Source organism: Streptococcus sp. HMSC077D04 (genome assembly GCF_001808785.1).
GTDB lineage: Bacteria > Bacillota > Bacilli > Lactobacillales > Streptococcaceae > Streptococcus > Streptococcus mitis_BX.
In genome coordinates, this window is record NZ_KV794533.1 from 1 (window position 1) to 380 (window position 380).

Below are 380 nucleotides of genomic sequence, written 5' to 3' on the forward strand. Positions count from 1 at the left end.
TCATACTTTGCCCCACCGTGAGCCACAATCGAAGCCACTTGTTCAATGGCATGACTCGCAATCCCGATGATGGCTTCTACAATGACGGTCGTGTTGGTAATTACAACTGCGACCATAATATAACTAATCAACATCGGGGCTAATGCTTCAAAGGTCATCGCTCCACCTGAGTTAGCAATTTTCTTTGCCATCTTCGAAAATTCTAGGATGAGAACAACTGATAAAATCGCAACTCCAAGAGGTTGCATGACACTTTTAGTAATACTAGACATATAAGTCCAAACTGTTGGATTGTAGCTAGATAGGGATTTAATCAGATCTACCGTAGATTGTAAATCTACATTAAACCCTTCAAATAAATTTTCAGCTGATATTTTTTC

At 39.2% G+C, this 380-nt stretch carries 1 pseudogene; it reads right to left on the minus strand.

Going from position 1 to position 380, the window contains the following annotated elements:
- A pseudogene (locus HMPREF2701_RS04870) lies at nucleotides 1–380 on the minus strand (conjugal transfer protein TrbL); the annotation flags it as partial.